18 protein-coding genes are annotated in these 18,859 nt (G+C 38.0%); 11 read left to right on the forward strand and 7 right to left on the reverse strand.

The features are described from left to right. The 5 genes from B5440_RS07755 to pncA all read left to right on the forward strand — a co-directional run. The coding region (locus tag B5440_RS07755; RefSeq protein ID WP_143533303.1) for a transposase at positions 1 to 229 on the forward strand (229 nt) is incomplete at its 5' end. A 391-nt stretch (positions 230 to 620) separates the two neighbouring features. Then, positions 621 to 1,169 (forward strand): hypothetical protein, encoded by a 549-nt coding sequence (locus B5440_RS07760; protein ID WP_070053039.1) that lies wholly within the window; start codon positions 621 to 623, stop codon positions 1,167 to 1,169. A gap of 41 nt (positions 1,170 to 1,210) precedes the next feature. After that, positions 1,211 to 1,738 carry a macro domain-containing protein gene (locus B5440_RS07765; RefSeq protein ID WP_070053037.1) on the forward strand — a complete coding sequence of 176 codons (528 nt, stop codon included), beginning with the start codon at positions 1,211 to 1,213 and terminating at the stop codon, positions 1,736 to 1,738. Positions 1,739 to 1,752: 14 nt separating this feature from the next. Further along, positions 1,753 to 3,156, forward strand: coding sequence for a nicotinate phosphoribosyltransferase (locus B5440_RS07770; protein ID WP_070053035.1), 1,404 nt, complete (start codon positions 1,753 to 1,755; stop codon positions 3,154 to 3,156). Between the two features lie 5 nt (positions 3,157 to 3,161). After that, positions 3,162 to 3,773, forward strand: a complete 612-nt coding sequence (gene pncA / locus B5440_RS07775) for a bifunctional nicotinamidase/pyrazinamidase (protein ID WP_070053033.1) — start codon at positions 3,162 to 3,164, stop codon at positions 3,771 to 3,773. On the opposite strand, the gene B5440_RS07780 is transcribed toward pncA, so the two are convergent. Further along, positions 3,760 to 4,539 (reverse strand): THC0290_0291 family protein, encoded by a 780-nt coding sequence (locus B5440_RS07780; protein WP_070053031.1) that lies wholly within the window; start codon positions 4,537 to 4,539, stop codon positions 3,760 to 3,762. The two genes, pncA and B5440_RS07780, sit on opposite strands and share 14 nt — an antisense overlap. A 202-nt stretch (positions 4,540 to 4,741) precedes the next feature. Between B5440_RS07780 and gdhA the strand changes: the two genes are divergently transcribed. From gdhA to B5440_RS07810, 6 genes are all read left to right on the forward strand, one after another. Next, complete coding sequence (gene gdhA, locus B5440_RS07785) at positions 4,742 to 6,085, forward strand: NADP-specific glutamate dehydrogenase (RefSeq protein WP_070053029.1); 1,344 nt, start codon at positions 4,742 to 4,744, stop codon at positions 6,083 to 6,085. 84 nt (positions 6,086 to 6,169) lie between these two features. Beyond that, on the forward strand, positions 6,170 to 6,889 hold the full coding sequence (gene recO, locus B5440_RS07790) for a DNA repair protein RecO (RefSeq protein WP_070053027.1): 720 nt from the start codon (positions 6,170 to 6,172) through the stop codon (positions 6,887 to 6,889). Further along, positions 6,890 to 9,292 (forward strand): TonB-dependent receptor, encoded by a 2,403-nt coding sequence (locus B5440_RS07795; protein WP_070053025.1) that lies wholly within the window; start codon positions 6,890 to 6,892, stop codon positions 9,290 to 9,292. A 145-nt stretch (positions 9,293 to 9,437) separates the two neighbouring features. After that, positions 9,438 to 12,839 (forward strand): isoleucine--tRNA ligase, encoded by a 3,402-nt coding sequence (ileS, locus tag B5440_RS07800; protein ID WP_070053023.1) that lies wholly within the window; start codon positions 9,438 to 9,440, stop codon positions 12,837 to 12,839. A 4-nt stretch (positions 12,840 to 12,843) separates the two neighbouring features. After that, positions 12,844 to 13,227, forward strand: coding sequence for a TraR/DksA family transcriptional regulator (locus tag B5440_RS07805; RefSeq protein ID WP_070053052.1), 384 nt, complete (start codon positions 12,844 to 12,846; stop codon positions 13,225 to 13,227). Between the two features lie 159 nt (positions 13,228 to 13,386). Then, on the forward strand, positions 13,387 to 14,010 hold the full coding sequence (locus tag B5440_RS07810) for a lipoprotein signal peptidase (RefSeq protein ID WP_070053022.1): 624 nt from the start codon (positions 13,387 to 13,389) through the stop codon (positions 14,008 to 14,010). Here B5440_RS07810 and B5440_RS07815 read toward each other — a convergent pair whose 3' ends face one another. The 6 genes from B5440_RS07815 to B5440_RS07840 are packed head-to-tail and all read right to left on the reverse strand — an operon-like array spanning position 14,011 to position 18,790. Continuing rightward, positions 14,011 to 14,433: a response regulator gene (locus B5440_RS07815; RefSeq protein WP_070053020.1), complete on the reverse strand. Its 423-nt coding sequence runs from the start codon at positions 14,431 to 14,433 to the stop codon at positions 14,011 to 14,013. Between the two features lie 19 nt (positions 14,434 to 14,452). Next, positions 14,453 to 15,901, reverse strand: a complete 1,449-nt coding sequence (locus tag B5440_RS07820) for a sensor histidine kinase (RefSeq protein WP_070053018.1) — start codon at positions 15,899 to 15,901, stop codon at positions 14,453 to 14,455. A gap of 48 nt (positions 15,902 to 15,949) precedes the next feature. Next, positions 15,950 to 16,519, reverse strand: coding sequence for a 5-formyltetrahydrofolate cyclo-ligase (locus B5440_RS07825; protein WP_070053016.1), 570 nt, complete (start codon positions 16,517 to 16,519; stop codon positions 15,950 to 15,952). Beyond that, positions 16,512 to 17,492 carry a succinylglutamate desuccinylase/aspartoacylase family protein gene (locus tag B5440_RS07830; RefSeq protein WP_070053015.1) on the reverse strand — a complete coding sequence of 327 codons (981 nt, stop codon included), beginning with the start codon at positions 17,490 to 17,492 and terminating at the stop codon, positions 16,512 to 16,514. The genes B5440_RS07825 and B5440_RS07830 overlap by 8 nt, the downstream gene beginning before the upstream one ends. A 3-nt stretch (positions 17,493 to 17,495) precedes the next feature. Next, positions 17,496 to 18,368, reverse strand: a complete 873-nt coding sequence (gene rimK / locus B5440_RS07835; protein WP_070053014.1) for a 30S ribosomal protein S6--L-glutamate ligase — start codon at positions 18,366 to 18,368, stop codon at positions 17,496 to 17,498. Next, the gene (locus B5440_RS07840; RefSeq protein ID WP_070053013.1) at positions 18,365 to 18,790 is read right to left on the reverse strand and encodes an ATP-dependent zinc protease family protein; all 426 of its coding nucleotides are present in this window, start codon (positions 18,788 to 18,790) and stop codon (positions 18,365 to 18,367) included. Before B5440_RS07840 ends, rimK begins: the two co-directional genes overlap by 4 nt. Positions 18,791 to 18,859: the final 69 nt, after the last annotated feature.

The following is an 18,859-nucleotide window of genomic DNA, read 5'->3' on the forward strand; positions in this document are numbered from 1 at the left end:
GCGCAATCATAACCTGATCCGTCTCAAAGAAAAAGCTAGGAACCTACTATTAAGTGAAGCGGGAATAGCACATCGTAAACGTCGGTGCTGGGATGTGGAAGCCGTTTTTGGGAATATCAAGCAAAACATGGGCTTCAAGCGATTTATGCTTCGGGGAATGGAGAAAGTAACTACTGAAATAGGGTTAATCGCTATGGCGCACAACTTAAGAAAATTCAGTATAGCATAGGAAGGGGGCTTCCTTCCTTTTTTATCATTAAGAATATCTACAAAAGAAGAAGCGCTTCTCTCACAAAAACTTTTATCAATAAAAAAGGCCATCTAAATACTTTTTAGACGGCCTCTTCTTGTTTTACAGCTCTTCCTGAAAAATATCTTCGTTAGAGTTCACTCAGGATAAATTCTTAAAGTACTACACCTCAATTCTAATTTTTGCCGTACCGATTTTTTCAGTCTTAATTTACTCATTAATTCTCCTTCATTTAATTGTTTCTTTAGAATAACGGTTTTAAGATGTAACTTTTTTAAATTTTTGATACTTATTGTTAAAATACAATTAATCATTCATCAAAAAACTCCATCACTTAAAATCCTCTTCGATCTTATCAAACCAATCTATTATGAAAAAAATACTACTTGTAATTCTACTATCAACTTTAGGTTTTAACGCGATCGCTCAAGAAAAAGAGAACGAGCAACTAGATAACTTTGGAAAGATTGAATTGGGCTTTCACGGATTGAGTTTTGGGTATGAATTGCCTATTTCCAATAAATTTGTTTGGGAAAATGCTCTCGGTGCTGGAATGGGAATGAGTGCAGAAGACAATAGTGCCAGCTATACCTTAGATGTTGTAAGACCTGTTCCTTTTTTTAAATCTAAACTTAAATTTGTTTATAATATTAATAAGCGAATTAAGAAGGAGAAAGTTACCGTAAATAATTCTGGAAATTATGTTGCGCTGCAAACTAAATATTCATTCGGAAAAAGCGGTAGTTTCACATATAACCCTGCATTACTTACCGAAGTGCATTGGGGAATTCAAAGAAGCCTGGGCGGCAATTTCATATTTAACACGCATATTGGGCTTGGTTTTGTAAGTGATTTTGATACAAGTAGCACGGCTTTCTCGCCTACTTTTGGTCTGGCATTTGGATATCGCTTATTTTAATTTGTTTGAATTCTTAAGGTAGTTTTCGTAAATTCTGAATTATGAAAAAGACTATTCAGAATGTAGAAATTGAAGTTTCTAAAGGAGATATTGCTAATCAGCCTGAAATTGAAGCTGTGGTAAATGCAGCAAATGCTCAACTCACCACTGGCGGCGGCGTGGCGGGAGCAATTCATAGTGCTGCAGGGCCGGAACTTTATGAAGAGTGTAAACCTCTTGCGCCTATCGCGCCCGGAGAAGCCGTTATTACCGGCGCTCATAAATTACCGAACAAATATGTGATTCATTGCCTGGGCCCGGTTTACGGGCGTGATAAACCGGCTGACAAACTTTTGGAAAATTGCTATAAAAATGCGTTGAAGTGTTCAGAAGAGAAACAAGTAAAGTCGGTGGCTTTCCCGGCTATTTCTACCGGAGTTTTTGGTTATCCTATACAAGAAGCGACCAGGATTACTTTTAATACAATTTTAGCCGAAATCCCAAAGCTTAAACACCTGCAAAAGCTTAAATTTGTTTTGTTCAGTGAAGCAGACCTTAAGATTTACGAAGCGATGCTTGACGAAGTTTAAACTAACTAAAAGCTATGCTAAATTTTTCAGCTACTTATACTGACCAGTATCAACTGGCGATGGCGCAGGTATATTTTAAAAAAGGCCAAAAAGATTACACCGCAATATTTGATTATTATTTTAGAAAACTTCCCTTCGATGGTGGTTACGCAATTTTTGCCGGACTTCAGGATCTATTGGAGATTATTGAAAATTTAAAATTTAGCGATAAAGATCTTGAATACCTTAAAAAGCAGGATTTTGATGATGATTTCCTGGAATATCTCAAAGATTTTAAATTTCGCGGAAATATTAACTCGGTTCAGGAAGGAGACGTGGTTTTTCCTACCCGGCCTGTTTTGCAGGTGGAAGCCAATATCATTGAAGCGCAAATAATTGAAACTATTTTACTGAATTTACTTAATTTTCAAACCTTAATTGCCACAAAAGCGAGTAGGATAAAATTGGTTTCAGGAGAGCGCACTTTGTTAGATTTTGGTTTGCGACGGGCACAGGGATCTGGAGGTTACTATGCTACCCGCGCTGCTATTGTTGGCGGTTTTAATGGTACAAGCAATGTAATTGCCGGACGGGATTTTGATATTCCGGTTTCAGGAACTATGGCGCATTCCTTTATTCAAAGTTATGATGATGAAATCACCGCTTTTAGAGATTTTGCCGAAGGAAGACCAAAAGATTGTGTGTTGTTGGTAGATACTTACGATACGCTTAAAAGCGGTGTTCCAAATGCGATTACCGTCGCAAAGGAAATGGAAGAGCACGGCCAAAAATTAATGGCTATTCGGCTTGATAGTGGAGATTTAGCTTATCTCTCTAAACAAAGCAGGAAAATGCTGGACGATGCCGGACTTGATTATGTGAAAATTGCAGCTTCTAATCAATTGGAAGAAAATGTGATAAAAAGTTTGCTGGAACAAGGCGCCAGGATAGATGTTTTTGGCGTGGGTACCAACCTTGTTATTGGAAGTCCTGATGCCGCCTTAGACGGGGTTTATAAATTGGCTTATTCTCACGGAAAACCAAGAATTAAAATTTCTGAAAGCATAGTTAAGGTGACGCTTCCACATAAAAAACAAGTGTATCGTTTAAGGGATGCTGAAGGAAATTGTGTTGGAGCAGATCTAATAGCTCTTTTTGAAGAAAATGATATTGAAAATATGATACATCCCTTTGAACCTTATAAGCAGATGCGAATTGGGGAGTTGCAAAAAGAACCCTTACTTCAGCCAGTAATGGAAAATGGAGAAAATAAATTAGAGCATAAATCCCTTCAGAAAATTGCTGAATACAGTAAAAACAGGCTTGCAGAGCTTTCAATAGAATATAAACGCTTTAATAATCCGCATATTTATAAGGTGGGAATTAGTGAAGCTTTAAAAGCAGAACGGGATAAATTAATAGCTTCTTACCAAAAATAAGATTTATGAAAACGCTAATTATTGTAGATCCACAAAACGATTTTATGCCCGGTGGTTCCCTCGCGGTTCCTAATGGAGATGAAATTATACCGATAATAAACAAACTTCAGGAAAAATTTGACCTGGTGATCGCCTCCCAGGATTGGCACCCAGCAGGTCACGCCAGTTTTGCCAGTAGCCATAAGGGAAAGAGTGAGTTTGAAACCATTGATCTAAATGGAACTGAACAAGTGATGTGGCCGGAACATTGTGTTCAAAATACCGAAGGCGCTGAATTTCATAAAGATCTGAAAACTGCAAAAATTGAAGCAATTTTTAGAAAAGGAACCAGTCTGGAAATTGACAGTTATAGCGCATTTTATGATAACAAGCATTTAAAATCTACAGGCCTTTCTGGGTATTTAAAAGAGAAGAATGCAGAAGACCTTTATTTCTGCGGACTTGCAGCTGAAATCTGTGTTCATTTTACCGCCAAAGATGCAATTAAAGAAGGTTTTAAAGCTACAATAATAGAAGATGCGACGCGAGCTCTAAATGCGGAAGACTTTGAAAAAGCGAAAGCAGAATTAAAAGAATTAGGCGGTAAGATTATTAATTCTTCAACTATTGAAAATTGATGTAATAAACGTAGCCCACGTTAAGCCAAAAAATATAGTCATTAAACTTATTTTGAGGTGCATTAATGTTTAGACCGTCAATCCAGTCGCTACCATAATATTGTCCGCGAGCTTCAATTAGGAGGTCGTGTCTAAAACCTAATCGATAACGAACGCCAAGTCCGCCAACTATAGAATAGGTGCTACCGCGTTCAAAATCCATTCCGCCAATAAAAGTTGGGAATACATTTTTGGGATTTTCCAATGAACCGAGATCAGAATACGCGTCAGCTTTATAAGACACAAAATGACCGCCTAAACTTATATATGGAGAAAACATATACCCAGAATGGGTGAAATCCCGAATTCTAAAAGGATGGTATTCCAGATGAATTCCGCCTTCAATAATCTCACTTTCCCCGTGCATTGCTCTAAGTAACTGTCCGCCAATGGTGTTTTTCCTGGCTACAGGACCAAAATGTTCTAACTTGGAGTAAAAGTAATCCAGTTCATTTCTAATTCTAAAGTGATTCGTGAAAAAAGAAGCCGCTTGTGAGTAGTGACAGTCGGTTTTGTAGGCAAAATTCATATAATGTGAAATCCCTATTCCGTAACCCGCGTTGTTGAGGTTGTTTTTCACATTCCAGCGTTCCCCGTAATCTGTAAAAAAAGAAGCCGGTCCTGCCTTAACAGCGATTTCGTGGGCAATCCCAAATTGGGAATATCCCTTTACCTGGAAAAGTAATATAAAAACAATAAGAGGTGAAAATATCTTGTAATTGTGCATTACTTCAGACTTGGACGAGCAACAAATATATAAAAACTACTTTAACAAAAAATTATAGATTTCATTCTGTCTGTAAATTCTTAAAATGGAGACGTTAATATTATATGAAAAGATAAAAATTTGAGGTCATTTTTTATAGAACTCATATATTTGCAACGTAAAACACAGTTTTTTTTATAAACTATTTGTAGTATCACGCAATATGGAACAAAATATACAAGATTTCCTGGATAAAGTATCTCAAAGAAATCAAAACGAACCGGAATTCATGCAGGCAGTGCACGAAGTTTCTGAAACTATTATTCCTTTTATAGAGAAGAATAAAAAGTATCAGAACATGCAATTGCTGGAACGTATGGTAGAGCCAGAGCGAGTAATTATGTTTAGAGTATCCTGGTTGGATGATGAAGGCAATATTCAGGTGAATCGCGGTTTTAGAATTCAAATGAATTCTGCAATAGGACCTTATAAAGGTGGATTGCGTTTTCACCCTTCTGTAAATCTAAGTATCCTTAAATTCCTTGCTTTTGAGCAGGTATTTAAGAACAGCCTTACCACTTTGCCAATGGGTGGAGGAAAAGGTGGATCTGATTTCGATCCAAAAGGAAAATCTGATAATGAGGTAATGCGTTTCTGCCAGAGCTTTATGACAGAGCTTTACCGCCATATTGGCCCAGATACCGATGTTCCTGCTGGAGATATCGGAGTTGGTGCCCGTGAAGTTGGTTATATGTTTGGCCAGTACAAAAGATTACAAAATGAATTCACAGGAATTTTAACCGGTAAGGGACTTTCTTACGGCGGTTCCCTTGTTCGTCCTGAAGCTACAGGTTACGGGAATGTGTATTTTGCTCAGAATATGCTAAGAACAAGAAATGAATCTTTTGAAGGAAAAACAGTAGTTGTTTCAGGTTCTGGAAACGTAGCGCAGTATGCTGCAGAGAAAGCACTGGAATTTGGTGCGAAGATCTTAACCATGAGTGATTCTGGAGGATATATTTATGATGAAGCAGGAATTGATGAGGAGAAGCTTCAGTTTATCATGGATCTTAAAAACGTAAGACGTGGTAGAATCAGCGAATATGTAGATAAATATTCTTCAGCTAAATACTTTGAAGGTGAAACGCCCTGGGGAGTAAAATGTGATGTGGCGCTTCCTTGTGCAACACAAAACGAACTTGAAGAAGCTGATGCTAAGAAATTAGTGGAGAATGGATGTATGTGTGTTGGCGAAGGTGCCAATATGCCTTGTACTCCAGATGCCGTAGAGGTATTTAAAGAAGCAAAAATTCTTTTCTCTCCAGGGAAAGCTTCTAATGCCGGTGGTGTTGCCACTTCAGGTTTAGAAATGAGCCAGAACTCTATGCGTTATAGCTGGACTTCAGAAGAAGTAGATAAAAAACTACACGAAATCATGAATAATATTCACGATCGTTGTGTAGAATTCGGAAAAGAAGAAGATGGTTATATAGACTACGTAAAAGGAGCAAATATTGCCGGTTTCGTAAAAGTTGCGGATGCTATGCTTGCCCAGGGAGTAGTATAAATCCTAATCATTAAAACGATAAATTAAGGCCGCTTTTTTAGCGGCCTTTTTTAATTATCTTCGAAGAGAAGAAATTCCTTAAAAATGCTTGTTACCACTCCGGCAATTGTAATTAGTGCCTTAAAATACGGTGAGGCCGATTTGATTGTGAAAGCCTATACTTATAGCGACGGTTTAAAAACCTATATGCTAAAAGGAGTCTTGAAATCTAAAAGGGGGAAATTCAAGGCGTCACAATTCCAGTTGCTTACCCAGTTAGAGATCGTGGCGAACCATCGCAACCAGGGAAAGATGGAGTACCTTAAAGATGCGAAGGTGCTGCATTCTTATTCCAGCCTTCATACCAATATGGTGAAAGGTGCGATGCTAATGTTTCTGGCTGAAGTTTTAAAAAATGCGATTCGGGAAGAAGAAACCAATCCGCAATTGTTTAAGTATCTTGAAAACTCACTCATGTGGTTAGATCTGCATGATAAGATCGCAAATTTTCATCTTTTATTCTTATTAAATTTAACCAGATATCTTGGTTTTTATCCCGATGCTGATGCTAAAGATTTCACTTACTTTAATCTCTTAGATGGCGTTTTTGAAATAAATAGCGTGAATAATTACTGCATAGATGGTCAAAGCGTGGCGGTTTTAAGGCAGTTATTAGGCATAAATTTTGATAAGTTGAATGAGGTAAAATTGAATCAACAAAGTCGGGCAAATTTTCTCAATATGCTGCTTTTATATTACGAGTTACATATTGAAGGATTTAAGAAACCAAAATCACTTGCCGTCCTCAACGAAATTTTTAGCTAAATGCGAAATTCAATAATAGGAGTAATTCTCCTTTTTTTTATGGTTAATAGTATCTACGCTCAGCAGATACAGGTTTTGAATGAAGAAAGTCACGAACCACTTGCCAGTGTAGCCCTATATAATGCTGAAAAATCTAAAAGTGTATTAACTAATTTTGATGGAGTAGCTAATATTTCATTATTTGATAAAGATGAGGTTATTCATTTTAAACACGTGAACTTCACTGATAAAAGCCTTAGGAAATCTCAGATAATCCAGAATAAGGTTTATCTAAAAAGTGATGGCAACGAGCTGGACCAGGTGGTGCTTTCGGTGGCTAAATTTGAAATGAATAAGGATGAAATTCCGCAGAAGATCGTCAGTTTTTCAGCAAATGATATTATTATGGCCAGCCCGCAAACTTCGGCCGATCTTTTGGAAAGCAGCGGGCAGGTTTTTGTTCAGAAAAGTCAGTTAGGCGGCGGAAGTCCTATGATTCGTGGTTTTGCTACTAATAGGCTTTTAATTACCGTAGATGGAGTACGAATGAATACCGCGATTTTTAGAAGCGGAAATCTTCAAAATATTATCTCAATAGATCCCCTGGCGGTAGAAAATACCGAGGTGATTCTAGGGCCGGGATCGGTGGTTTATGGAAGTGATGCGATTGGAGGAGTGATGAATTTTTATACTTTGAAGCCGAAATTTTCTTTTACTCATAAAGCTTCGGTTTCCGGTAGTGTTTACTCTCGTTATGCTTCTGCCAATAATGAAAAGACCATACATGCCGATGTTAATATAGGTTTGGAAAACTGGGCGTTTTTAAGCAGTATTAGCTTTTCAGATTTCGATGATTTGAGAATGGGATCTCATGGACCCGATGAATATTTGCGAAATGAATATGCCGTACGAAGAAATGGGGAAGATGTGATAGTTCCAAATGATAATCCACAGGTGCAAAAGCCAACCGGATATCAACAGGTTAATTTGTTGCAGAAAGTGAAATTTATGCCGCATAAGGACTGGGATCTGAATTTAGGACTTATCTATTCTACCACATCAGATTTTCCAAGATTTGACAGGCTTTATCGAAAGCGGGATGGTGATTTGCGTACAGCAGAATGGTATTATGGCCCTCAAGAATGGTTTATGGGAAATTTTAAGATCAATAAAAAAGGAAGCGGAGCACTCTATGATAAAGCCCAGATGACAACTGCTTATCAATTTTTTGAGGAGAGTCGTCATAACCGGGATTTTGGCGAGGATTGGTTATATAATACCAAAGAAAATGTAGATGCGTATTCGGTTAATTTTGATTTTGAAAAGACTTTTGAAGAGAGTCGCCTATTTTATGGAGCCGAATATGTTTTTAATAAAGTAAATTCTACAGGGTTTGCAGAAAATATTTTAACTGAAGAAGAAAACATCACTGCGTCACGATATCCAGATGGTTCCACCTGGCAATCCATTGCGGCATATACCACTTATCAATGGAAAATCCAGGAAGATCTTTCTTTTCAATCTGGACTTCGGTACAATCATATTTTGGTAGACGCTGAATTTGATGAGAATTTATATGATTTTCCGTTTAGTGAGGCCAATATAAATACTGGTGCTTTAACCGGGAGCGCGGGAATTAACTGGCAACAAAACAGGTTTATTGGATGGCGATTAAATCTTTCTACAGCTTTTAGAGCCCCCAATATAGATGATGTAGGGAAAATTTTCGATTCTGAACCCGGAGCAGTAGTAGTGCCAAATCCAGATTTAAAACCGGAATATGCCTACAGCAGTGAGCTTGGTTTTGACTGGAAGCCTGCTGAAAATATCAGTTTTATCGCGACTGCATTTTATACGTATTTAAATGATGCGATGGTGCGCAGGGATTTCAACTTAAATGGAGAAACCGAAATAGATTACCAGGGGGAGCAAAGCCGTGTGCAGGCGATTCAAAACACCGCGAAAGCTCACGTTTACGGTTTTGAAAGCGGAATAGAAATCGATTTTTCTGTTGCACTAAGATTAACTTCACAAATTAGCATTACCGAAGGTAAGGAAGAGCAGGAAGATGGTTCTACCGCGGCATTACGTCATGCGGCTCCTGTATTTGGGAATACTCATTTGATATGGCACAAAAAAAGACTGAAATTCGATCTTTTTGCTGAATATAATGGGCAATTTGATTATGAAGATCTCGCTCCTTCAGAACAGGGCAAAGCCTATTTATATGCTATAGATAATAACGGAAACCCTTATTCACCTTCCTGGTATAGTCTAAATTTAACCGGTCAATACGAATTCAGTAAAAACTTGCTGGCAACCGCTTCCTTAGAAAATATTACCGACCAACGTTATCGAACTTATTCCTCGGGGATCGCTGCTGCAGGTAGAAATTTAATTTTGGCGTTGCGGTATAGTTTTTAAACAGAACTCTAAACCTCACAGGTTTTCAAAACCTGTGAGGTTTTTGAATGGGTTAGTTTTCTTTTGGGTTAGCTTTTTCCGTTTTTCTAACCCGCTCTTTTCTTAAAATTGATTATTTTCGCGACTCATTGGAAATTTTGAAAAAATGAGCAATAAGTTCCCTGAATATAAAGGACTTGACTTACCAAAAGTAGCTGAGGAAATCTTAAGTTACTGGAAGGAGAACGATATTTTTGAAAAAAGCGTTTCTACACGGGAAGGCAAAGAACCGTTTGTGTTTTTTGAAGGGCCACCTTCTGCGAACGGGCTTCCGGGAATTCACCACGTAATGGCGCGAGCTATTAAGGATATTTTTTGTCGCTATAAAACTCAAAAAGGATTCCAGGTAAAACGTAAAGCCGGTTGGGATACCCACGGTCTTCCGGTAGAACTTGGTGTAGAAAAAGAATTGGGGATTACCAAAGAAGATATCGGGACCAAAATTTCCGTAGAAAAATATAATGAAGCCTGTAAAAATGCAGTAATGCGTTACACCGATGTGTGGAACGACCTTACCGAAAAAATAGGCTATTGGGTAGATATGGAAGATCCATACGTTACCTATAAATCGAAATATATGGAGACAGTTTGGTGGCTGCTTTCCGAAATTTATAAAAAAGACCTTATTTATAAGGGTTACACCATTCAGCCGTATTCGCCAAAAGCAGGGACGGGACTAAGTTCTCACGAACTTAACCAACCCGGAACTTACCAGGATGTGACCGATACCACTGTTACGGCCATGTTTAAAATTACTGATGCTTCAGCAGCTTCAGTTGAAAAGGATCTGGAAGGCGCATTTTTAATCGCCTGGACCACGACCCCATGGACTCTGCCTTCTAACACTGCCTTAACCGTAGGGCCAAAAATTGAATATGTTTCAGTAAAAACTTATAATCAGTACACTTTTAAGCCAATTACTATTCTGGTTGCGAAGGCACTGGCTAAGGCTCAATTCGATAAAAAGTTTAACGAAGTTGAAACCGAAGAGGAACTTCAAGCTTATACTGAAGGCGATAAAAAGATCCCATTTTTAATCGGGGAAACTTTCACAGGAAAGGATCTTGTTGGGATTAAATTCGAACAGTTGTTGCCTTATGCATTACCTGCAGAAAATCCTGAAAATGCTTTCCGTGTAATTGCTGGAGATTTTGTGACTACAGAAGACGGTACCGGAATTGTGCATACTTCACCAACTTTTGGTGCAGACGATGCGCTGGTAGCTAAACAGGCTACACCTCAGGTTCCGCCATTATTGGTGAAAGATGAAAATGGAAACCTTGTGCCGTTGGTAGATCTTCAGGGGAAATTTAGACCAGAAATGGGTGAATTTGCCGGGAAGTATGTGAAGAATGAATATTATGATGAAGGGCAGGCGCCAGAAAAATCTGTAGACGTTGAACTTGCTATAAAACTAAAAGAAGAAAATCGTGCTTTTAAAGTAGAAAAATATGTTCACAGCTATCCTAATTGCTGGAGAACCGATAAGCCTATTTTATACTATCCGCTGGATTCCTGGTTCATAAAAGTAACCGAATTCAAGGAGCGCATGCACGAACTGAATAAAGGCATTAACTGGAAACCAAAATCTACCGGGGAAGGCCGTTTTGGAAACTGGCTGGCCAATGCGAACGACTGGAATTTATCCAGAAGTCGTTATTGGGGAATTCCATTGCCAATTTGGAGAACCGAAGAAGGGAAAGAGGAAAAGCTTATCGGTTCTATTGCAGAATTAAAAAAAGAAATGGCGAAGTCGGTTAAAGCCGGCTTTATGGATAAAGATATTTTTGAAGGTTTTGAACCCGGAAATATGAGTGAAGAAAACTACGATCTGGTAGATCTTCACAAGAACGTGGTGGATGAAATCACGCTTGTTTCAGATTCTGGCAAACCAATGAAGCGCGAAGCCGATCTTATAGATGTTTGGTTCGATTCTGGTTCTATGCCTTACGCACAATGGCATTATCCATTTGAAAATAAAGAAAAGGTAGAAGAAGGAGAACGTCAGGCCGATTTCATAGCCGAAGGCGTTGACCAAACCAGAGGTTGGTTCTATACCCTGCACGCTATCGCTACGATGATCTTTGATGATGTAGCTTATAAAAACGTAGTTTCTAACGGACTTGTTTTAGATAAAAACGGACAGAAAATGTCCAAACGCCTTGGGAACGCGGTAGATCCATTTGAGACACTTGCGGCTTACGGCCCAGATGCCACGCGTTGGTATATGATCTCTAACGCCAATCCATGGGATAATTTAAAATTTGATATTGAGGGGATAGCTGAGGTGCGCCGTAAATTTTTCGGGACACTTTACAACACCTATTCTTTCTTCACTTTATATGCGAATATCGATAATTTCACTTATAAGGAAGAAGATGTTCCTCTAGCTGAAAGACCCGAGATAGATCGCTGGATACTTTCAGAATTACATACTTTAATTGAGAAAGTAGATAAATTCTATGCCGATTATGAACCTACCAGGGCAACCCGTGCAATTTCAGAATTTGTTCAGGAAAACCTTAGTAACTGGTTTGTGCGTTTAAGCAGAAGAAGATTCTGGAAAGGCGATTATCAGCAAGATAAAATTTCGGCCTATCAAACGCTTTATACCTGTTTAGTTGAAGTGGCCAAACTGGGTGCACCGGTAGCGCCGTTCTTTATGGATAGGCTTTACAAAGACTTAAACAAGAGTACACAAAAAGAAAACTTTGAATCGGTACATTTGGCTGAATTTGCAAAGTATGATGAGAAATTTGTTGATAAGTCTTTAGAACGAAAAATGGAGAAAGCTCAAACCATTTCTTCATTGGTGTTATCCCTTAGAAAAAAGGAGATGATAAAAGTAAGGCAGCCGCTGCAAAGGGTAATGATTCCGGTGCTTGACGAGCAACAGCGTGAGGAGATTCAGGCGGTTGAGGACTTGATAAAATCTGAGGTAAATGTCAAAGAACTTCAGCTTATTGATGATGCTTCAGGATTGCTTGTAAAGCAAATAAAACCAAACTTTAAGGTTCTTGGACCAAGATTTGGAAAGGATATGAAGCTGGTAGTCAATGAGATAAATAAATTAACTTCCGAAGATATTTCAAAGATAGAGCGAGAAGGCAATATTGCGATAAATCTTAACGGAGAAATGATTAAATTAGCTACTGAAGAAGTGGAAATTACTTCCCAGGATATTGAAGGCTGGTTAGTGGCGAGTAGTGGTAATATTACCGTAGCTTTAGACGTTAGTATTTCAGAAGAATTAAAAAAAGAAGGAATTGCCAGGGAATTGGTAAACAGAATACAGAATATGAGAAAAGATTCTGGCTTTGAAGTTACTGATACCATTGAAGTGACCCTACAAAGAGACGGTATTGTCGAGGATGCCGTTAACCAAAATATAACCTATATCAAGAATGAAACATTAACTGCAAGTCTCGAATTTGCGGAGGTGGTAACTGAAGGAGCCGAGGTGGCTTTTGATGATATTACCACTAAAATGTTTATTAAAAAACATTAGAATTATGGCAACTGAAGTAAAAGAACGGTATAGCGATGCCGAATTAGCTGAGTTTAAGGCCCTGATTAAAGGCAAAATCGCAAAGGCGCAGGAGCAATTAGAGATTTACCAGAATGCTTATAAAAATGATGGAAACAACGGTACAGATGATACCGCACCAACATTTAAGGCTTTTGAGGAAGGTAGTGAAACGATGAGTAAGGAAGCGAACTCTCAATTGGCTATTAGACAGGAAAAATTTATTCGTGACCTCAAAAATGCATTAAACCGTATTGAGAATAAAACCTACGGAATATGCCGTGTAACCGGAAAATTAATCGCAAAAGAGCGTTTAAAACTGGTACCGCACGCTACCTTAAGTATTGAAGCTAAAAATATGCAGAAATAATAGCTTTCTGGATTTTATGTATACCACGTCCCTTTGCTTATGCTTTGGGGCGTTTTTATTTGAATAATTAATAAATTTGCTTGGGATAAGCTGATTTTTAGCCGCGTAAAAACTAAATAATATAGTATTTTAGCGGCGTTCTTAAATTCCACAGAGTTCATGTCCTTAAAAAAAGCGAGTGTTATAATCGTTTTGGTACTTTTAATAGACCAAATTTCAAAATTTTATATCAAGACAAATTTTTCGCTTGGCGAAGAAGTTCCGGTTTTTGATTGGTTCAGGATTTTATTTGTAGAGAATGAAGGCATGGCCTGGGGAACCAAGATCCCTGGCGAATACGGAAAACTTTTCCTTACGCTTTTTAGATTGGTGGCCATTGTTGGAATTGGTTACTGGTTGTGGGATTCGGTTAGAAAAAATGGTTCTCGAATTTTAATAACCGCAATAGCCTTAATTTTCGCGGGTGCTTTTGGTAATATTATAGACTCTGTTTTCTACGGAATTATCTTTAACGGTAGTTATGGCCAGGTTGCTGAATTTATGCCGGCACAAGGCGGCTACGGCACCTTATTTCACGGTAAGGTGGTAGATATGCTTTACTTCCCGTTATGGCAAGGCAATTTACCCGAATGGATTCCTTTCTGGGGGGGGAATTATTTCACATTCTTCGAGCCGGTATTCAATATTGCTGATACCGCAATTAGTGCGGGCGTAATTTTACTGCTGCTTTTTAATAAGCGTGCTTTTCCTAAAGAAGAGGAAAGTTCCAAAGAAAGTAAATAATTAAGCGGCAGCGTGTCCGTTTCGGTCAAAAATCTTCTCGAATTTCTTTAATTCTATTGGTTTGATTAGATAATCTGTAACCAGGTTAAAAGACTTTGCGCGTTCCAGATCTCTTGGATCTATAGAAGAGCTCACCACGTAAAGCGTGATCTTCTTTTCGAAGTTATTCTTTATCTTAATAAATTCATTTAGAAATTCCCAGCCATCCATAACCGGCATATTAATATCAAGAAAGATAATGTCGGGTAGTACGTCTTCGGTAGCGTTTTCCAGGATCAATTTAAAATGATCTAAAGCTTCTTTACCGTTTTTAAAAATTAGAAGATTCTTTGATAATTTTTTGATTTCAATAATCTTCTTTACCAGATTCACGTATATTTTGTCATCGTCAATAATACACGCCAATTCTACTTTTTGCCCCATGAGAATTAGTGTTTAGTTTTTAAAACTTAATCTTAAATGTAGTGCCTACATCTACAGTGCTGGTTACCGAGATTGAACCTCCAAGTGCCTCTACCTGGTTTTTTGTAATAAAAAGTCCAATTCCTCGTGAATCCAGGTTCTCATGAAAGGTTTTATACATCCCAAACATCTTGTCACCATATTGATCCAGGTCAATGCCTAACCCATTATCACTAACCTCCAAAAACGGAGTTTCATTCTTGATATAGGTTTGAATATAAATCACCGGTTTTCTACCAGGATGTTTATATTTTATGGCATTTGTGATTAAATTTAGTAAAATACTTTCAAGATACTCAGGTATATAGCTAATTTCTTTTAGGGCGTGAAATTCAGCTACGATTTTTGCATTTTCTCGATTTATTAAAGATGAAGTTGAAGCTATTACCCCACTTAAGGCTTTTTCAAAAGAAACAATTCGGCGTTCTTTGCGTAAAATTGATTGTTTATTTACGATCTCGTTTAACTGATTTATTGCTGAATCCAAATTTTCAGAAATATCGGTCACATTCGGGATTAATTCAATTTTATCTTTGTTGGTTTTAGCATCTTTAAGCAATTCTACAATTAAGCAAAGATTGCTGCTGTGGGAGCGTAAATCGTGAGAAACGATATGGGCAAAATTAAATAACCTGGAATTTTGAGTAGCAATAATATCCAGGGAATTCTGTAAATTCAGTTCATTCACCTTCTGCTCATTAATATCCTGGAAAACGCCTCGAATTCCTATAATCTCCTGTTCTTCGTTATAAACCGGTTTTCCGGTAGCACGCACCCAAAAATCTTTATGATAAAGATTCCGCATTTTTAATTCTACTTTAAACGGAATTCCATATTTCTCGCATTTTTCAAAAGCCGAAATTACTGTTGGGTGTTCCTCAGGGGCGTAAAATTTAAAATGCTCTTCGTAGGGTGGCTGGTAATCCAGGGGGCAGTCTATGATCTTCTTTGTAACATTATCCCAATAAATATTCTTGTTTACCGTATCTATATACCAACCGCCGGTATTGGTCATTTGCGCGGTTTCGCGGTAATAGAAGAAATTTTCTTCAATAGTATACTGGTCACGCTTGCTTTGATGAATATTTACAAATAACAGTACAGCTGTTTCCCTGTTATTCTCTTTGTTTTTAAGGTTTCGGCATTCAAACCAACGGTATTTACCATTGTTAAGTTTGAGTTTAAGCTCAATGCTGAAAGCTTCATTTTCTTCGGTCAGTTTATCGAAATACACTCTGAAATCGTAGCGATAGTCCTGATGCAGAATTTCTTTCAGAAAAAAATCAAAATGGGATTCAGAAAATTCGGGATTTCCAATGAGGGTATTGAAATGTTCTGACCAGGTTACCTCTTTATTCAGAAGATTAATCTTCCAATAAGCGATGTCAAAATCTTCAAGAATGCTGTTTAATTGAAGGTCGTTTAGCATTAAAGGGGTGAAAGTTTTGTTAAAAATAACAGAATACTTCCTAATTCCCTAATTTTTAAAGCTATATATTTTATTTGGCGTAACGCAATAATCCAGGGGAATGTCGCTGCTAAAAACCTCTTTGAATTCAGGCTCAGCTTCGAAAAATGAAAGACCAATTTTTACCACATCTGCTTTACATTCGCTAAGAAAATTATCGTAAAAACCTTTACCATAGCCAATGCGATGTCCTTGCTCGTCAAACGCCAAAAGCGGTACAAAAACTACATCTATTTGCGCTGGAGCGATTGGGATGCCGCCTTCAGGCTCAGGAATATTCCATCTGTTTTTTCTAATTACGCTGCTATCGGTAAGTAAAAAATGTTCTAGTTTATGGTCCTTGATATTGGTTTTAGACAGCACTACGTTCTTATCTTTTCCCTGGAGAATATGTAAGATATTTTCAGTATCAATTTCTTTCTGTTTAGCAATGCTTAGAAAGAGATGGTAAAACTCTTTTTCCCAAACTGGTAGTTGGAGTAATTGATTGGCAATCTCCAAACTAAACGCTTCTATTTTTTCTTCGGAAAGCTCTAAACGTAATGCTTTGTATTTTTTTCGTAATTCGGCTTTATTCATCTTTTGGTGGTGCTGAAATGTGAAAAATGGCATCACCCTGGTAAACAATAGGAGATTCGTTAATATTGATCACATACCCGGTATTTACGGCCTTGATTTTGTGTCTAAATTTTCCGTAAGGATCGGTGATAGTGCCAATATACTCTCCTTTTTCTACGTGTTTTCCGCAGGGAATTTTTATATGTAAAAGCCCGCTGTATTTGGCGCGCATCCAATTAGTATTTTCGATCACTACCGTTTCCCCAATAGCATCTGGATATTCAAATTTTGGGTTTAACATTTCGAGGAAACTCAAAATTCGCATAGCACCTTCTACGCCATGTTTGGCTACGTCCTTATTGCTATCTTGAGATTTTCCTCCTTCAAAAAGTAAAACAGGAATTCCTTTTTTTGCACAGGTCTCTCGATAAGATTTTGTAATGGTTTTCGAGTGTATAGTAAATGGAGCGCTAAAAATTCGTGCATATTTCAGGCTCTGCTCATCACCTCGCTTCACTCTTATTTGTGGCGCATTAAACCTACTAGCGCCGCCGGTATGAAAATCAAGGCAAAAGTTAGCCAGGGGTAATATTTTCTTTACAAACTGAAAAGCAAACCGGCTGGCCAGTGAACCGTGTTTGGTTCCGGGGAACATCCTGTTGAGATCACGACCATCGGGAAATTCCCGGCGTAGATTTAGAAATCCAAAAATATTCACTACCGGAATACAAATAACGGTTCCTTTTTGAGGCCTATTGATTCCTTTGGAGATAATTTGCCGTACAATTTCTACCCCGTTAATTTCATCGCCGTGAATTCCTGCAGTTATTAAAACCACAGGACCAGGCTTTTTAGAACGTTCAATAATCACCGGTACCTCCACCGAGGTAGTGGTGTAAAGTTTGGCCATATTAAAATTAATAGTGGCGCTTTTTCCCGGTTTTACCTTCTCTCCCAGGATTTCCAGAACATTTTCACTGGTTATTTTTGCCATAGGCTAAACGTTCCGTTCTATATATCTTATTATGGATTTCGCAATATCTTTACCGGTAGCTTTTTCAATACCTTCTAAGCCCGGAGAAGAATTTACCTCAAGAATTAGTGGTCCACGGGCACTTTGTAGCATATCTACCCCGGCAACACCAAGTCCCATTGCTTTAGTAGCTTTAACCGCAGCAATTTCTTCTTCGTCGGTAAGTTCAACAACTTCTGCGCTGCCGCCGCGGTGAAGATTAGATCTAAACTCACCTTCTTTTCCCTGTCTTTTCATAGCGCCAACTACGTGACCATCTACCACAAAAGCTCTAATGTCTCCACCTTTGGCTTCTTTGATAAACTCCTGTACAATCACACGAGCTTGTAAACCATTAAAAGCTTCAATTACAGATTCTGCAGCATTTTTAGTTTCGGCTAAAACAACTCCAACGCCCTGGGTTCCTTCCAATAGCTTTATTACCAAAGGTGTGCCGCCAACTTGTTTAATAACCCCGGAAACATCCCTGGAATAGTTAGTGAAAACGGTTTTTGGCAGTCCAATTTTAGCACGGGAAAGTACCTGTAAACTTCTGAGTTTGTCACGACTTCTAACTAAAGATTCAGATTCTGTAGTGGTGAACGCGCCCATCATTTCAAACTGTCTTACCACCGCAGTTCCATAAAATGTAACTGAAGCTCCAATTCTTGGAATTACCGCATCTACACCTTCTATATACCCTCCTCTGTAATAAATATTTGGTTTACGTTTTTCTATAACGATATCACACTTTAGTGGGTCTATAACTTCAACTTCATGTTTGCGTTTGGTAGCAGCTTCTACAAGACGTTTTGTAGAATACAGATGGCTATTACGCGAAAGGATTTTTATTTTCATTTTTGCTTAAGATTGTAAGAAACGTCAGTTAATTCGGTGTCCACGATAAATTTCTTGGTAAGGAATTTTCGGCCAATAAGTACCGGAAACCTCATTTCCTGTCGGGAAGACAAAGAAAGTGAAATTTTATAGACCTTATTAAAAATTTTGATAGTAGATATTACCTGATATCTTTTTTGGATTATACCATTACTACTGCGCACAAAAACGATATCATAATCAGTAAAAGTAAATTTTTTCCCATTGTATAGTGGATGCTCCTCGTCAAGAAAAGTGCATTCTAAAACTCCGTCTTTTTCCACTATATTTACGCAGTGAATAGATGAAGTGTAAGCGCCGGTATCAATCTTAATAGCGATATCATCTAAATGCAAAGCGGGAAAGTCTGCTTTGTCAAAACGCCCAATTACTGTTTTCTCCATACCGCAAGGTAATAAAATAGCCCTGCAATCATTTTATAGAAATTATAAAATTTAAAGCCTTTATGTCCG

Source organism: Salegentibacter salarius, from assembly GCF_900168265.1.
GTDB classification, from domain to species: Bacteria; Bacteroidota; Bacteroidia; order Flavobacteriales; family Flavobacteriaceae; genus Salegentibacter; species Salegentibacter salarius.

Bases quoted from the DNA above. Each gene is read 5' to 3' on its own strand.
- B5440_RS07760 (WP_070053039.1), top strand. From the start codon at position 621: ATGAAAAAAATACTACTTGTAATTCTACTATCAACTTTAGGTTTTAAC.
- B5440_RS07765 (WP_070053037.1), top strand. From the start codon at position 1,211: ATGAAAAAGACTATTCAGAATGTAGAAATTGAAGTTTCTAAAGGAGAT.
- B5440_RS07770 (WP_070053035.1), top strand. From the start codon at position 1,753: ATGCTAAATTTTTCAGCTACTTATACTGACCAGTATCAACTGGCGATG.
- pncA (WP_070053033.1), top strand. From the start codon at position 3,162: ATGAAAACGCTAATTATTGTAGATCCACAAAACGATTTTATGCCCGGT.
- B5440_RS07780 (WP_070053031.1), bottom strand. From the start codon at position 4,539: ATGCACAATTACAAGATATTTTCACCTCTTATTGTTTTTATATTACTT.
- gdhA (WP_070053029.1), top strand. From the start codon at position 4,742: ATGGAACAAAATATACAAGATTTCCTGGATAAAGTATCTCAAAGAAAT.
- recO (WP_070053027.1), top strand. From the start codon at position 6,170: ATGCTTGTTACCACTCCGGCAATTGTAATTAGTGCCTTAAAATACGGT.
- B5440_RS07795 (WP_070053025.1), top strand. From the start codon at position 6,890: ATGCGAAATTCAATAATAGGAGTAATTCTCCTTTTTTTTATGGTTAAT.
- ileS (WP_070053023.1), top strand. From the start codon at position 9,438: ATGAGCAATAAGTTCCCTGAATATAAAGGACTTGACTTACCAAAAGTA.
- B5440_RS07805 (WP_070053052.1), top strand. From the start codon at position 12,844: ATGGCAACTGAAGTAAAAGAACGGTATAGCGATGCCGAATTAGCTGAG.
- B5440_RS07810 (WP_070053022.1), top strand. From the start codon at position 13,387: ATGTCCTTAAAAAAAGCGAGTGTTATAATCGTTTTGGTACTTTTAATA.
- B5440_RS07815 (WP_070053020.1), bottom strand. From the start codon at position 14,433: ATGGGGCAAAAAGTAGAATTGGCGTGTATTATTGACGATGACAAAATA.
- B5440_RS07820 (WP_070053018.1), bottom strand. From the start codon at position 15,901: ATGCTAAACGACCTTCAATTAAACAGCATTCTTGAAGATTTTGACATC.
- B5440_RS07825 (WP_070053016.1), bottom strand. From the start codon at position 16,519: ATGAATAAAGCCGAATTACGAAAAAAATACAAAGCATTACGTTTAGAG.
- B5440_RS07830 (WP_070053015.1), bottom strand. From the start codon at position 17,492: ATGGCAAAAATAACCAGTGAAAATGTTCTGGAAATCCTGGGAGAGAAG.
- rimK (WP_070053014.1), bottom strand. From the start codon at position 18,368: ATGAAAATAAAAATCCTTTCGCGTAATAGCCATCTGTATTCTACAAAA.
- B5440_RS07840 (WP_070053013.1), bottom strand. From the start codon at position 18,790: ATGGAGAAAACAGTAATTGGGCGTTTTGACAAAGCAGACTTTCCCGCT.